We start from the raw sequence: 13,476 nt of genomic DNA, 5'->3' as shown, positions 1-13,476 counted from the left end.
CGTCGCCCCTCTCCTCGATCCTCATTGTTCTAGTTGCACAGTAACAACTAGTAGTATGGCGGTATGATCTTCCGCATCGACCCCACCGCGGGCGAGCCGCTCTTCGCGCAGCTCGCGGCCCAGGTGCGCCTCGCGGTCGCCGCGGGCACGGTGCACCCCGGCGAGCGGCTCCCCGCCGCCCGTGATCTCGCCGCCTCGCTCGACCTCAACGTCCACACCGTGCTGCGGGCCTACCAGGACCTGCGCGACGAGGGCTTGGTCGACCTGCGCCGAGGACGCGGCGCGGTCGTCACGGCCCAGGCCGCGCACGACTACACGGATCTGCGAGCGGCAATCGACGCCGTCGTGCGGGAGAGCCGCGCACTCTCCCTGCCCCCCGAGACCACCCTCGCCCTGCTCCGGGAGGCACTGCGATGACCACAGCCCCGACCGGCACCCGCCGCCGGACCCCCGCCCCGCACCGCCTGTCCACCACGCTCCTGGGACTGGCGCTGCCCCTCGCGGTCCTGGCCGCGAGCGCCGCGGTCGCGTTCTCGTGGCGCGACGACCTGCCCGACCCGGTCGCGACGCACTGGGACGCCGCCGGGACCGCCGACGGGTTCGGGTCGCTCGCGGCGAGCGCCGCGGTCCCGCTCGCGATCGGCGCGGTCCTCGCGGTGGGCTTCTGGCTCGTCGGCTGGTTCTTCGGTCAGTCCGCGTCGAACCGCCGGACGGCCGTGGGGGTGAGCGCGGGCACGGCGACGTTCCTGGGCGCGACGCTGCTCGGCACGCTCTGCGTGCAGCGCGGGCTCGACGACGCCGCGCAGGCCTCCGACGTGGGCGCGGCCATCGCGGTGGCCCTCGGCGCAGGCCTCGTGGTGGGTGTCCTGGCCGGGCTGGTCGCGCCGAGAGACGCCCGCCTGCCCGCCGAGGGACCGGTCTCTCCGGCCGACCCGCGCGCCCCGCTGGGCGCGGACGAGCGCGCCGCCTGGATCCGCACGGCCCGCGGCGGGCCGGGCATGGCCGTCGCCGGTGCTGCCGTGGTCGGGACGCTCGCCCTCGTGGTCGTCACCGGCCTGTGGTGGATGGTCCTGCTCCCCGTGGTCCTGGGGCTGGTCATGGCCTCGATGACGTCGTGGACCGTGACGGTCGACGCGTCGGGGCTCGAGGTGCGCTCGGTGCTCGGGGTGCCGCGCACGTTCGTGCCGCTCGACGAGGTCGAGGGTGCTCGCGAGGTCACGGTCGACCCGTTCCGGGAGTTCGGTGGCTGGGGCTGGCGCGCCGGTCGCGGGGGCCGCGTGGGCATCGTGGTCCGCAAGGGGCCGGGTCTGGAGGTCCGGCGCACGGGCGGGCGCGTGCTCGTCGTGACGATCGACGACGCCGCGGCAGGGGCAGCCCTCCTCACCTCGCTCGCGGACCGGACACGGTAGGTCGAGGGGTCGGACGGGGGGCCGGTCGAGGGGCCGGTCGAGGGGCCGGTCGAGGGGCCGGTCGAGGGGCCGGTCGAGGGGCCGGTCGAGGAGCACGGTAGATTGAGCGACGGTTCCTAGGACTCCCGGTCCTGGGAACCGTCGCCCGACGCACGTCGGGCACGCGGACCCGTCCGCACCTCAGCGCCGAGGAACAACGAGGAGAACGCATGCGTATCGGCATCCACACCGGCTACTGGTCGGCCGGTCCCCCGCCCGGGATCCAGGAGGCGGTCGTCGCCGCGGACCGCCTCGGGGTCGACTCGGTCTGGACCGCGGAGGCCTACGGGTCCGACGCGTTCACGCCGCTCGCCTGGTGGGGCTCGCACACCTCGCGCATCCGGCTCGGTACCGCGGTCGCGCAGATGTCCGCGCGCACGCCCACCGCGACCGCCATGGCCGCCCTGACGCTCGACCACCTCTCGGGCGGCCGGGCGATCCTCGGGCTGGGCGTCTCCGGCCCGCAGGTCGTCGAGGGCTGGTACGGCCTGCCCTACCCCCGACCGCTGGCCCGGACACGCGAGTACGTCGAGATCGTGCGCGAGGTGATCGCTCGCCAGGGCCCGGTCACCTACGACGGCCAGTTCTACCAGCTCCCCCTCACGGGCGAGGGCACCACGGGTCTCGGCAAGGCGCTGCGTTCGACCGTGCATCCTCTGCGACCCGAGATCCCGATCCACCTCGCGGCCGAAGGGCCCAAGAACGTCTCGCTCGCGGCCGAGGTCGCGGACGGCTGGCTGCCCCTGTTCTACAGCCCCCGCATGGACGCGATGTTCCGCGGGCTGCTCGACGACGGCTTCGCGAAGCGCTCGGCCGATCGGTCGCCCGCAGCCGACTTCGAGGTCTCGGCGACCGTCCCGGTCGTGGTGGCCGACGACGTCGAGCAGGCCGCAGACAAGGTGCGCCCCTTCATCGCGCTCTACGTGGGCGGCATGGGCGCCAAGGGGGCGAACTTCCACCGCGACGCTCTCGACCGCCTCGGGTACTCGGACGCGTGCGACGAGATCCAGGCGCACTACCTGGCCGGCCGCAAGGCCGAGGCCGTCGCAGCGGTCCCCACGGCCCTGGTCGAGGACGTGGCCCTCGTCGGCCCCGCGGCCAAGATCGCGCACGACCTCGAGGCATGGCGTGCGACCGCGGTCACGACGCTCCTCGTCCAGGGGGACCCGACGGCCGTGCGCACCGTCGCGGGGCTGCTCGCCCCGGTCCCGGGTCGCTGAGCCGGGCGGACCGCTGAGCCGGTCGCCCGGCGGGGCGAACCGCTGGGTGCGGAGCTCTTGTCGCGACACGCCGACGGGAGCGAGCGCTGCTCCGCACTCAGCGGTCCGGGTCCTGCTCCGGGAACCAGACCGCCCGCCGCAGGTCGACGCGCTCGCCGCCCGGGCGCAGCGGGCAGCCCTCGGCGCGCAGGTTCGCGAGCGCGGTCGACAGGTGGTGCGCAGGGGGCGAGCCGGCCGCGTTGACGACGCGCCACCAGGGCAGCCCGGGACCGCCGGGCCCGTCGCCGTCGGACCGAGCGAGGACCTGCCCCACCTGTCGCGGACCGCCCCGCCCGAGAGTCTCAGCGACGATCTCCGCGACGAGCCCGTACGTCATGGCCCGCCCGGCGGGGATGGTTTCGACGAGCGCGAGCACGGCGTCCGCGTACTCCCGGCGTGCGGCACCCGGGTCCGTCTCCTGGTTCACCGGGCGAGCCTACCCGCGGGGCTCCGGCCCACCGGGCAGCCGTACCTGCGAACTGTCTCCCCTCCCCCGTCGAGAAGTGAGTTGACGCCCCTGATCCGGGCAGATCAAGGGCGTCAACTCACTTCTCGGCGGCAGGGCGCCGTGGAGGCACGCCCGCGCGCTTATTCCTCTGGCCCGCTCCCCCGCCCCGCCGTGATGATGGGTCCATGACCGAACCCACCCGCCGCCCCCTGCCCGCCGGCTACCGCCTCACGTCGTTGACGGAGGCGGACAAGCGCGCCGTCCTCGAGGTCGACACCTGGGCGTTCCCGTCCGAGGTCGACCTCGACGAGCAGGTCCAGCACCCGCTCCCGCTCACGTGGTCCCGGTCGTACGGGGTCGTCAGCGACCACGAGGACGCCGACGCCGTCCCGTTCGACGGCGCGGTGCCGACCGTGAGCGAGCTCGCGGCCATGCACGCCTCGTACCCGTTCGCCGAGTTTCCCGTGCCGGGCGCGACGCTGCCCGTGAGCGGCCTGACGTGGGTCGGGGTCCATCCGCAGCACCGCCGCCGCGGCATCCTCAGCGCCATGATCGACGTGCACTTCGAGCAGGCGAGGGCCGCGGGCGAGCCGGTCTCGGCGCTCTTCGCGGCCGAGGCCGCCATCTACGGCCGCTTCGGCTACGGCCAGGCGGCCCAGGACCTGCGCCTGACGATCCCGCGCGGCGCGGCCCTGCGGGACGTCCCGGGCGCCGACGAGCACACGGTCCGCATCGAGAAGGCCGACCGGGCACGTCACGGCGAGCTGGTCGACACGCTGCACCGCGCGGCGGGCGCGGACCCGGGCGGGCACGGCACGGGCGTGAACCGGCCCGGCTGGGTCACGCGTGAGTCGCCCGAGCTCCAGGAGGCCTGGTGGTCCGACCCGGCGGCGTTCCGCCGTGGCCGCGAGTCGCAGCGCATCGTCGTCGTCGAGCGGGACGGCGAGCCGCGCGGCTACGCGACGTTCCGCCGCAAGCTGTCGTGGGAGACGACCGGTCCGCGCGGGACCGTGAGCACGGGCGAGGTCGTCGCGCTCGACGCCGCGGCCGCGCGCGCGCTGTGGGGCGTCCTGACGGACCTCGACCTGACGAGCGAGGTCGAGCCGTTCATGATCCCCGTGGACGACGTCGTCACGCACCTCCTCGTGAACCCGCGGGCCGCGGCGGGTCGGGTCGCGGACAACCTGTGGGTCCGCGTGCTCGACGTCCCCGTGGCCCTCGCGGGGCGACGGTACGCGGGCGACGTCGACGTGGTGCTGCACGTGACCGACGCGCGGGTCCCGGAGAACGCCGGCCACTGGCGCCTGCGCGCCACGGCGTTCGGGGATGCGGCGTGCGAGCGCACCGAGGACCCGGCCGACCTGTCGCTCGACGTGCGCGAGCTGGGCTCGGCGTTCCTGGGCGGCGTCTCGCTCGCCTCGCTCGCGACGGCTGGGCTCGTGGCGGAGCACCGACCGGGTGCGCTCGCCGCGGCGAGCGCCGCGTTCGGCTGGCCCGTGGCGCCCGTCTCCAGCTGGGTGTTCTAGAGCCCCCGGGTCACCGCTGGCACGTCGGGCACCAGTAGAGCTTGCGAGTCGCGAGGTCCTTCACGAGGACCGGCGTCCCGCACACCCGGCACGGCAGGCCGTCGCGGTGGTAGACGTAGAACGCCTGGTCGGCTGGGACGGCCCCAGCGGTGCCGTCAGTGTTCTGGCGCACCTCCGGACGCCCGGCTCGCGGGCGAGACGCCGCTCCCGGGGAGGTGGCGCCGTCGGGCTCGCGGTCCTGGGGGCGGGTCGTGACGATCGCGCCCGTCGAGGCGCCGTCGCGCATGAGGACGACCAGGTCGTCCCAGATCCCCCGCAGTGTCTCGGCGGGCACGTCCCTGCCCGGGGTCAGCGGGTCCAGGCCCGCACGGAACAGCACCTCGGCGCGGTAGATGTTGCCCACCCCGGCGACGACGTCCTGGTTCATGAGGAGCTGCCCGACGGTCGTGCGCGAGCGCCGCACGGCCGCCACGAAGCGGTCGGGTCCGCCGGCGGGGGCGGGGTCGTCCCGGATCGGGTCGGGCCCCAGGCGTGCCTCGACCGCGCGCACCTCGTCCGCCGGGACGACCTCGCACGCCGTGGGCCCGGTGAGGTCAGCGACCGCGTGCTCGCCGACCAGGCGCACCCGCACCGCGCCGCGGGGCGCGGGAGGGGCCCAGTCGTCGCCCGGGGCGGGGAGCGACGCGAGCGGGCCGGCCGGGACCGAGTCCCGTTCACCGATGCGCCTGCGCGGCGCGCCGATCGCGTGCACGACGGCGGCGCTCCCGTTGCCCGCGAACGTCCAGGCCCCGTAGAGGCCCAGGTGGACGCGCAGCCAGCGCAGGTCGTCGTCGCTCAGCGTCTCGGTGCGCGCCGAGGGGTCCGCGAAGCCCAGGAAGAGCTGCTTGCCCCAGGCCCGGGACGCGACCAGGCGCGCGCCGTCGAGCAGCGCGGCCCCGGCCGCGAACCGGCCCTGCGGGCTCGAGACCGCCAGGACCTGCCCCGCGAAGAGCTCGGCGAACGTGCGCGCGAGGCGGTGGACGGTGTGACCCTCAGGCACGGGCCGCGCCGTCCACCGCGCGCACGGAGCGGGACGACGTCACGCCTGGTGGCGCGAGGCCTCGTAGGCCGCGAGCTGGTCGATGCGGCGCTGGTGGCGCTCGTCACCGCTGAACGGCTCGGCGAGGAACGCGTCGATGAACGACGTGGCCTCCTCGACCGTGTGCTGGCGCCCGCCGACCGAGATGACGTTGGCGTCGTTGTGCTGGCGGGCGAGCCTCGCGGTGTCGAGGTTCCAGGCCAGGGCGGCGCGCACGCCGTCGACCTTGTTGGCGGCGATCTGCTCGCCGTTGCCCGAGCCGCCGATCACGACGCCGAGGCTGCCCGGCTCCGCGACGACGGCCTCGCCGGCCGCGATGCAGAACGACGGGTAGTCGTCGAGGGCGTCGTACTCGTGGGCGCCGTGGTCCACGACGTCGTGGCCCGAGCTCTTGAGGTGCGTGACGAGGTGAGCCTTGAGCTCGTACCCCGCGTGGTCCGCTGCAATGTGAACGCGCATGGCCCCATCATCCCCGATGCGCTCCCCGCCTGCGCCCCTGCTCGCATAACCTGAGACGCATGACACAGACCACACCCTCCGTCACGGGCGGGGACCCGACCGCCGCGGGCACTGCGCGAACGGCGACCTCCGGCATCGACCTGTCCGCCCTCGACCCGGCCGTCCGTCCGCAGGACGACCTGTACCGGCACGTCAACGGCCGCTGGCTCGAGACCCACGAGATCCCCGCCGACCGGTCGATGGACGGCGCGTTCCGCGCGCTGCACGACCAGGCCGAGGAGCACGTGCGCGAGATCATCGACGACAGCGCCGCCGCGGCGCAGGCCGGGGACGCCACGGGCGTCCAGGCGCAGATCGGCGCGCTCTTCGCGAGCTTCATGGACACCGACACGATCGAGGCGCGCGGCGTGAGCCCGCTCGCGCCGGACCTCGCGCTGATCGCGGCCGCCACGAACCCGGCCGAGCTCACGGGCGCCCTCGGTGCGCTGCAGCGCACGGGCGGGGCGGGCGCGTTCGGGTTCTGGGTCGACAACGACGCCAAGGACCCCGAGAAGTACGTCGCCTACCTGTACCAGGGCGGGCTGGGCCTGCCCGACGAGGCGTACTACCGCGAGGAGCAGTACGCGGAGATCCGGGCCAAGTACGTGCCGCACGTCGCGCGCATGCTCACGCTCGCGGGCGTCACGGCGGACACCTGGGGCGCTTCCCCCGAGGAGGCGGCCGAGCGGGTGCTGGCCCTCGAGACGCAGCTCGCGGCGCACCACTGGGACGTCGTGCGCGACCGCGACGCGGACCTCACGTACAACCCCATGACGCTGCGCACGCTGGCCGACTCGGCCCCGGGCTTCGACTGGCACGCGTGGGTCCTGGCCCTGAGCGCCCCGGCAGGCTCGCTCGACTCGCTCGTGGTCCGCGAGCCCGGCTTCGCGACGGGCTTCGCGGAGCTGTGGCAGTCGGTCCCGGTCGAGGACTGGAAGCTGTGGGCCGTGTACCACCTGGTCTCGGCGCGTGCCCCGTACCTCACGGACGAGCTGGTCGAGGCGAACTTCGACTTCTACGGCCGCACGCTGTCGGGGGCGCAGGAGGTCCGCGAGCGCTGGAAGCGCGGTGTCTCGCTCGTCGAGGGCGCACTGGGCGAGGCCGTGGGCGCGGTGTACGTCGAGCGGCACTTCCCACCCGCCCACAAGGCCCGCATGGAAGAGCTCGTCGCCTACCTCGTCGCGGCCTACCGCGAGTCCATCGAGGGCCTCGACTGGATGACCGAGGAGACCAAGGTCAAGGCGCTCGCCAAGCTCGAGGCGTTCACGCCCAAGATCGGGTACCCGGTCAAGTGGCGCGACTACTCGGCGCTCGTGATCGAGGCCGACGACCTGCTGGGCAACGTGCGCCGCTCCAACGCGTTCGACCAGGACCGCGAGCTGGGCAAGATCGGCAAGCCGCTCGACCGCGACGAGTGGTTCATGACCCCGCAGACGGTCAACGCGTACTACAACCCGGGCATGAACGAGATCGTCTTCCCCGCGGCGATCCTCCAGCCGCCGTTCTTCGACCCGGACGCCGAGGACGCGGTCAACTACGGCGGGATCGGGGCCGTGATCGGCCACGAGATCGGGCACGGGTTCGACGATCAAGGCTCCAAGTACGACGGCGACGGGCGCCTGGAGGACTGGTGGACGCCCGAGGACCGGGCCGAGTTCGAGGTCCGCACCAAGGCCCTCATCGCGCAGTACGACGCGTTCCGCCCGGTCCAGCTGCCCGACGACGGCCCGCACGTCAACGGCGCGCTGACGATCGGGGAGAACATCGGGGACCTGGGCGGGCTGTCGATCGCACTCAAGGCGTACCGCATCGCACTGGGCCGCCCCCTGTCCGAGGCGCCCGTGGTCGACGGCCTGACGGGCATCGAGCGCGTGTTCCTCGGCTGGGCCCAGGTGTGGCAGTCGAAGGGCCGTGACGAGGAGGTCGTGCGTCGTCTCGCCACCGACCCGCACTCGCCCAACGAGTTCCGCTGCAACGGCGTGGTGCGCAACCTCGACGAGTTCTACGAGGCGTACGACGTGTCGGAGTCCGACGCGCTGTACCTCGCCCCCACCGAGCGCGTCCGCATCTGGTGACAGGTGGGCGCCGCGGGTCTCGCGGCGTCACGAGCGGCCCGGCGGCCGGTGCAGCCCCCACGGGGTGCGGCACCGGCCGTCGCCGTCTCCCGGGAGCGCACGGGCCGCCGCCGGACCCTCTGCCGGGCGGCCCGACGCACCGGGGAAGCACGCCACGTCTTGTGAAGAAAAGTACAAGCCGCTTGTTTCCGCGCCTCGTGAGTCCTCTCGTAAAACCTACCGCCCGGTAAGAGGGTTCTTGCACTCAGGCCCGGCCGCTCCTCTACTCAGGTCCGCAGCGCCCCCTACGCACCTTGTCGTCATGACGCCGAAACCCTCCCGTGTCATCTCCTCGAGGGAGCAGTGTGGTCCAGGTCGCACTACGAGAGTGCGTGACAGCTCTGAGGAGGGCACATGGCGATCGTCGCCAAAGGAGAGAAGAAGGCCGCGGACCTGACGACCTTCCGTCGGTGGTTCATCCTGATCCTGGTCAGCGCCGGCAGTAGCACCATCTACGGTCCGGCCTACCTGAAGCAGGCCTTCTACGACGCGCAGAAGTCCGCGCTCGGCCTGTCCAACACGCAGATCGGCGCACTGCTCGGCGCCTACGCCATCACCGCGACGATCTGCTACCTGCCCTCGGGCCTCGTCGCCGACCGCGTGCGCATGCGCACCCTGTGCTCGACCGGGTTCGTCCTCACCGCGGCGCTGACCTTCTGGTACGCGATGCTTCCGTCGTACGGCACCCTCCTGCTGATCTTCGTCGCCATGGGCATCACCACGATCCTGCTGTGGTGGGGCTGCCGCTACAAGCTCGTGCGGTTGATCTCGGCCGAGAACGAGTACTCGCGCAACATCGGCATCAGCTACGGCTTCTACGGCCTCGCGGGCTTCCTCGCCGGTCTCGTCGGCACCTGGGTCCTCGCCCGCGCGGCGGGCGACGCCGCCGGCGCCTTCCGGACCTTCCTCCTCTTCTACGCGGTGCTCATCCTCCTGCTCGGCGTGCTCGCGTTCGTCATGATCCCGAAGTTCGAGGGCGAGATCGGCAGCGTCCGCTCCGCCAAGCAGGTGCTCGTCGACACCGGGCGCGCCCTGACGAACCCCGTCGTCCTCATCACCGCGGTCACCGTCTTCTTCGTGTACTTCTACTACACGGGCGTCAACTACGCGACGACCTACCTCACCTACCTCGGCGCCGACGCCACGCTCAACAACATCCTCAGCGTCCTGCGCCAGTACGGCGTGACCCTGTTCGCCGGTCCCGTCTTCGGCGCCCTCGCCTTCCGGGCGAAGAAGCCGTCGCGCGTCATCTGGATCGGCTCGCTGATCGCGGCGGTCGGCATCGCCGTGCTCGCGATCGTGCCCGTGCCGGGCGTCCTGCCCGCGGGCACCGGCCTGATCCTGTCGGTGGCCCTCATCGGCGTCGCGCTCGGTTTCATCGCCAACGGCGTGTTCGGCATCGTGTCCTCCCAGCTCACCGAGGGCAAGGTCCCGCTCGCCGCGTTCGGTGCCGCGACCGGGGTCGTGTCGCTCGTCGGCTTCCTGCCGGACACCTTCTCGAGCACCTGGTTCGGCTCGATCATCGACAAGGCCGACGCCGCCGGGAACGAAGGCGCCGCCTACCCGCAGATCTTCTGGATCCTCGTGGGCTCCGCCGTCGTCGCCTCCGCCTGCGCACTGCTGCTGAACCGCTACGTACGCGCCAACCAGGCGAAGCTCGACGCGCGCTACGAGGCGGCGCAGGCTCTCGCCGCCGGCGAGTCCGCCGAGCCCGAGCCCGTGAACGCCTGATGTCCGCCGTCGACGTCCTCGCCCGCCTGACGCCCCGCATGCGCGAGGTGCTCGCCCTCCAGGAGCGGCTCCAGGGACCCGCGCTCGCCCCCGACGCCACCGTCCGCGAGCAGCGCTGCCGCTACGCCACCGAGCGGGTGTACTGGAACGAGGGCGGCCCCCGCATGGCGCGGACCGTCGACGACACCGTGGCCGGGCCGTACGGGCCGGTCCGGATCCGCCGCTACCACCCCGTCCGGCAGTCCGACGGCGTCGCGCTACTCTACGTCCACGGCGGGGGCTTCGTCGTCGGCAGTCTCGACACGCACGACCGCATCATGCGAGCCCTCGCGGACGCGACCGGGGCCGTGGTCGTCGGCGTGGACTACGCCCTGTCGCCCGAGGCGAAGCTCCCGCAGGCCGTCGAGGAGTGCGCAGCCGTCGCCCGTCACGTGGCGGAGCACGCGGACGAGCTCGGGGTCACCGGTGGACGCGTCGCGTTCGCCGGCGACTCCGGCGGAGCCAACCTGGCCCTCGCCGCGACCCTCTGGCTCCGCGACCACGGCGGCCCCGTCGTCGAGTCGCTCCTGCTCTACTACGGCCTCTTCGGCCTGCGCGACTCCGTGTCCCGCCGACTGTTCGGCGGGGCGTGGGACGGGCTGGCCCCCGAGGACCTCGACGGCTACCTCGCCGCGTACACCTCCGACCCGGAGGACCTTCGCAGCCCCTCCCTGGACTGCCTCTCCGCGGACCTCTCGCAGGGCGTCCCCCCGACGTACCTGGTGGCGAGCGCGCTCGACCCTCTCCTCGACGACAGCCGGGCCCTCGCCGCACTGCTCGCCGCGCACGGCGTCGAGCACCGCCTGCACGTCGTCGACGGTGTCCTGCACGGCTTCCTGCACCACTCACGGATGCTGCCCGAGGCCCGCCAGGTCCTCGCGGAGGGCGCCGCGTTCCACCGGCGCGTCACCGCCGCGCTCGTCTGAGCGCACCACGACTCCACCACCACCCCGAACGAAAGGCCCTCTCATGGACTTCTCCCTCACCGAGGACCAGGAGCTGATGGTCCAGGCCATCCGCGAGCTCATGGCCCGCGAGAACTGGGACACCTACTTCGCCCAGTGCGACAAGGACCACGAGTACCCGGAGCGGTTCGTCGCCGAGCTCGCCGAGCTCGGCGTCGACACGATCCTCCTGCCCGAGGACCGCGGCGGCCTCGACGCGGGCTGGACCACGATCGCGGCGGTCTGGGAAGAGCTCGGACGCCTCGGTGTCCCCACCTACGTGCTCTACCAGCTCCCGACGCTCGAGACCGTCCTGCGCGTCGGCAGCCCCGAGCAGATCGAGAAGATCCTCGCCCTGGTCGGCACCGGCAAGCAGATCTGGAACTTCGCGATGACGGAGCCGGGCGCCGGCTCGAGCTTCGCCAAGATGTCCACGACCTACACGCGTCGCGACGGCAAGGTCTACCTCAACGGCCACAAGACCTTCATCACGTCGTCCAAGCACGTGCCCTACCTGGTCGTCATGGCGCGCAACGCCGAGGACATGGACCAGTACTCCGAGCTCTTCGTCGACATGACGCTCCCCGGCATCAGCAAGGAGCCCCTCGACAAGCTCGGCCTGCGCATGGACTCGTGCTGCGAGATCTACTTCGACGACGTCGAGCTCCGTGAGGAGGACATGTTCGGCGGCGAGGGCGAGGGCTTCGCGCGCACCGTCGCGGACTTCGACCTGGAGCGCTTCCTCGTCGCCGCGTGCGACTACGGGTGGGCGTTGTGCGCGTTCGAGGACGCCGCACGGTACGCGAACCAGCGGGTGCAGGGTGGCGAGGCGATCGCGCGCTACCAGCTCATCCAGGAGAAGTTCGCGAACATGAGGATCAAGCTCACGAACATGCGCAACATGATCTACGAGATCGCCTGGAAGGCCGAGAACGGGCTGCTCGGCAAGGGCGACTGCTCCATGGCCAAGCTGTACTGCACTCGCGCCGCGTCCGAGGTCGTGGACGACGCCATCCAGGTGCTCGGCGGCATCGCCGTCACCGGTGACCACCGCGTGGCCCGCTTCTACCGCGACCTGCGCGTGGAGCGGATCTCCGGCGGCACCGACGAGATGATGATCCTCGCCGCCGGCCGCGCCGCCCTCAAGGAGTACCGCTGATGTCCGGCGCGATCCCCGGGTTCGGCGTCCTCGAGGGCGTCAAGGTCGTCTACTCCGCGGTCGAGATCGCCGCCCCGTCCGCGGCCGCCGTCATGGCCGAGTGGGGCGCCGACGTCGTCTGGATCGAGAACACGCGCACGGGCGACTCGATGCGCGACACCACCTTCGTCAAGGAGATGGAACGGCGCAACCAGCGCTCGATCTCGATGAACCCGTTCACCGAGGAGGGCCGCGAGGTCCTGTTCTCGCTCGTCAAGGACGCGGACGTCTTCATCGAGTCCTCCAAGGGCCCCACCTACGCCCGCCGAGGGATCACCGACGAGCTCCTGTGGGAGCACAACCCGCGCCTGGTCATCGTGCACGTGTCGGGCTTCGGCCAGTACGGCGTCGAGACGCGCGTCAACCGCGCCGCGTACGACCTCACGGTCCAGGCCTACAGCGGGTACATGGCGCAGAACGGCACCCCCGAGCAGCCGATGGCCGCGGTGCCGTACGTGGGTGACTACTTCACCTCGCTCATGGTGACCTCGTCTGCGCTCGCCGCCCTGCAGAAGGTGCGCACGACCGGCCAGGGCGAGAGCGTCGACGTCGCGATGTACGAGGTCCTCATGCGGGTCGGGGCCTACTACATGATGGACTTCCTCAACGCGGGCACCGTCTACCCGCGCCCCGGCGCGCGCCACCCCAACCTGTGCGGGATCGGCGAGTACCGGACGTCGGACGGCTTCGTGGGCCTGTGCGTCTACGGCGTCAAGCAGAACAAGTACCTGCTGGAGCGCATCGGTCTGGGGCACCTCTGGGGCACCGAGGAGTACCCCGAGGACACCAGCGCGCTGTGGCTCGACGGACCGCAGGCCGAGCTCATCGAGCGCCACCTGGACGCGTTCTGCCTCACGCAGAAGGCCGTCGAGCTCGAGGAGGAGTTCTCCGCCGTGGGGATCGCCGCCAACGCCGTGCTGGAGTTCGACCAGCTCCTCGCCGAGGACCACGTCGCCCAGCGTGAGGCGATCGTCGAGTGGGACACGCTCGACGGGACGCCCGTCAAGGGGGTCGGCATCGTGCCCAAGTTCTCCCGCAACCCCGGCAGGATCTGGCGCCCCATGCCCTCGCTCGGCATGGACACCGACGCCGTGCTGACCGAGGCCGGCTGGACCCCGGAGCAGATCCAGGCGCTCGCCGAGAACGGCACGATCCGCAGGGGCTGAGCGACCGGGTGCGCGCGGGACGAGGAC

12 protein-coding genes are annotated in these 13,476 nt (G+C 72.4%); 9 read left to right on the top strand and 3 right to left on the bottom strand.

Annotated elements, in window-relative coordinates; all coding sequences use genetic code 11:
• Nucleotides 1-63 precede the first annotated feature (63 nt).
• The 3 genes from ACFRCR_RS10795 (at nt 64) to ACFRCR_RS10785 (ending at nt 2,668) form a co-directional block, all read left to right on the top strand.
• Nucleotides 64-417, top strand: a complete 354-nt coding sequence (locus ACFRCR_RS10795; protein ID WP_377677439.1) for a GntR family transcriptional regulator — start codon at nt 64-66, stop codon at nt 415-417.
• Entirely contained in the window at nt 414-1,409 is a 996-nt protein-coding gene (locus ACFRCR_RS10790; RefSeq protein WP_377677437.1) for a DUF1648 domain-containing protein, read from the top strand. Before ACFRCR_RS10795 ends, ACFRCR_RS10790 begins: the two co-directional genes overlap by 4 nt.
• A gap of 209 nt (nt 1,410-1,618) precedes the next feature.
• Nucleotides 1,619-2,668, top strand: a complete 1,050-nt coding sequence (locus ACFRCR_RS10785; RefSeq protein WP_377677436.1) for an LLM class F420-dependent oxidoreductase — start codon at nt 1,619-1,621, stop codon at nt 2,666-2,668.
• A gap of 97 nt (nt 2,669-2,765) precedes the next feature.
• On the opposite strand, the gene ACFRCR_RS10780 is transcribed toward ACFRCR_RS10785, so the two are convergent.
• Nucleotides 2,766-3,134: an MGMT family protein gene (locus ACFRCR_RS10780; RefSeq protein ID WP_377677434.1), complete on the bottom strand. Its 369-nt coding sequence runs from the start codon at nt 3,132-3,134 to the stop codon at nt 2,766-2,768.
• A gap of 206 nt (nt 3,135-3,340) precedes the next feature.
• Between ACFRCR_RS10780 and eis the strand changes: the two genes are divergently transcribed.
• A complete protein-coding gene (gene eis, locus ACFRCR_RS10775; RefSeq protein WP_377677432.1) occupies nt 3,341-4,681 on the top strand; it encodes an enhanced intracellular survival protein Eis in 1,341 nt (446 codons plus the stop codon).
• A gap of 10 nt (nt 4,682-4,691) precedes the next feature.
• Here eis and ACFRCR_RS10770 read toward each other — a convergent pair whose 3' ends face one another.
• Entirely contained in the window at nt 4,692-5,720 is a 1,029-nt protein-coding gene (locus tag ACFRCR_RS10770; protein WP_377677430.1) for an Fpg/Nei family DNA glycosylase, read from the bottom strand.
• 39 nt (nt 5,721-5,759) lie between these two features.
• Nucleotides 5,760-6,218 carry a ribose-5-phosphate isomerase gene (locus ACFRCR_RS10765; RefSeq protein ID WP_138824903.1) on the bottom strand — a complete coding sequence of 153 codons (459 nt, stop codon included), beginning with the start codon at nt 6,216-6,218 and terminating at the stop codon, nt 5,760-5,762.
• Nucleotides 6,219-6,277: 59 nt separating this feature from the next.
• Between ACFRCR_RS10765 and ACFRCR_RS10760 the strand changes: the two genes are divergently transcribed.
• The 5 genes from ACFRCR_RS10760 to caiB all read left to right on the top strand — a co-directional run bounded on the left by ACFRCR_RS10760 (nt 6,278) and on the right by caiB (nt 13,449).
• Complete coding sequence (locus tag ACFRCR_RS10760; protein ID WP_377677429.1) at nt 6,278-8,332, top strand: M13 family metallopeptidase; 2,055 nt, start codon at nt 6,278-6,280, stop codon at nt 8,330-8,332.
• 393 nt (nt 8,333-8,725) lie between these two features.
• Nucleotides 8,726-10,102 (top strand): MFS transporter, encoded by a 1,377-nt coding sequence (locus ACFRCR_RS10755; RefSeq protein ID WP_377677427.1) that lies wholly within the window; start codon nt 8,726-8,728, stop codon nt 10,100-10,102.
• Nucleotides 10,102-11,067, top strand: coding sequence for an alpha/beta hydrolase fold domain-containing protein (locus ACFRCR_RS10750; protein ID WP_377677426.1), 966 nt, complete (start codon nt 10,102-10,104; stop codon nt 11,065-11,067). The genes ACFRCR_RS10755 and ACFRCR_RS10750 overlap by 1 nt, the downstream gene beginning before the upstream one ends.
• Before the next feature lie 43 nt (nt 11,068-11,110).
• Nucleotides 11,111-12,244, top strand: coding sequence for a crotonobetainyl-CoA dehydrogenase (gene caiA / locus ACFRCR_RS10745; protein ID WP_377677424.1), 1,134 nt, complete (start codon nt 11,111-11,113; stop codon nt 12,242-12,244).
• Nucleotides 12,244-13,449 (top strand): L-carnitine CoA-transferase, encoded by a 1,206-nt coding sequence (gene caiB / locus ACFRCR_RS10740; RefSeq protein WP_377677422.1) that lies wholly within the window; start codon nt 12,244-12,246, stop codon nt 13,447-13,449. The genes caiA and caiB overlap by 1 nt, the downstream gene beginning before the upstream one ends.
• Nucleotides 13,450-13,476 lie beyond the last annotated feature (27 nt).

Origin of the sequence: Oerskovia sp. NPDC056781 (assembly GCF_042789955.1) — a bacterium.
Classification (GTDB): Bacteria; Actinomycetota; Actinomycetes; order Actinomycetales; family Cellulomonadaceae; genus Oerskovia; species Oerskovia rustica.
Note: the sequence above shows the minus strand (reverse complement) of the source record. Positions and strands in the feature narration are given on the sequence as shown.